1 pseudogene is annotated in these 701 nt (G+C 68.0%); it reads left to right on the forward strand.

Annotation, left to right across the window (positions count from 1 at the left end):
* Window positions 1-701: pseudogene (locus OR16_RS38925) on the forward strand (aconitase family protein); the annotation flags it as partial.

The raw sequence follows: 701 nt of genomic DNA on the forward strand, positions 1-701 counted from the left end.
GCTGCAAGGTGCCGGAAACCCTGCGCGTGGAGGTGGAGGGCGATCTGGCGCCGGGCGTGACCGCCAAGGACATCGTGCTCCACCTGCTGCAGATGGAGGCGATCCGCTCCGGCGGGGCCATCGGCGTGGTGTTCGAATACGCCGGCAGCACCGTGCGAGGCTTGTCGATCGACGTAGCGCGCCACGCTGACCAATATGGTCGCCGAACTGGGCGGCTTCACGGGCATTGTCGAGCCGGATGACAAGACGGTGCCTTCCTGAAGGCGCGGCGCGAGTGCGTGATTTTGCGGTCGAGGACTGGATGCGCAGCGATGCCGGCGCCGCGTATCGCGACGTGATCCGCATCGATGCTGCCGCCATCGCGCCGATGGTTGCGCGTCCCGGCGACCCCGGCAATGGCATCGCGGCCAACACGCTGGCGCAGCCGGTGCCGGTGGACATTGCCTATGGCGGCTCCTGCACGGCCGGCAAGCGCGAGGATTTCGACTACTACCACGAGGTGCTGCGCTGGGGCCTGGACCATGGCCTCAAGGTGTCGCCTCGTACCCGGCTCTTCCTGCAGTTTGGCACGCTGGGCGTGAAGGCTTACTGTGAAGCGCGCGGCTACATGGACACCTTCGCCGCCGCCGGTGTCACGCTGGTCATGCCGGGCTGCGGCTCATGCGCCAACTGTGGGCCGGGCGCTTCCACCGCCAGCGAGC

Source organism: Cupriavidus basilensis OR16, from assembly GCF_000243095.1.
Classification (GTDB): domain Bacteria; phylum Pseudomonadota; class Gammaproteobacteria; order Burkholderiales; family Burkholderiaceae; genus Cupriavidus; species Cupriavidus basilensis_D.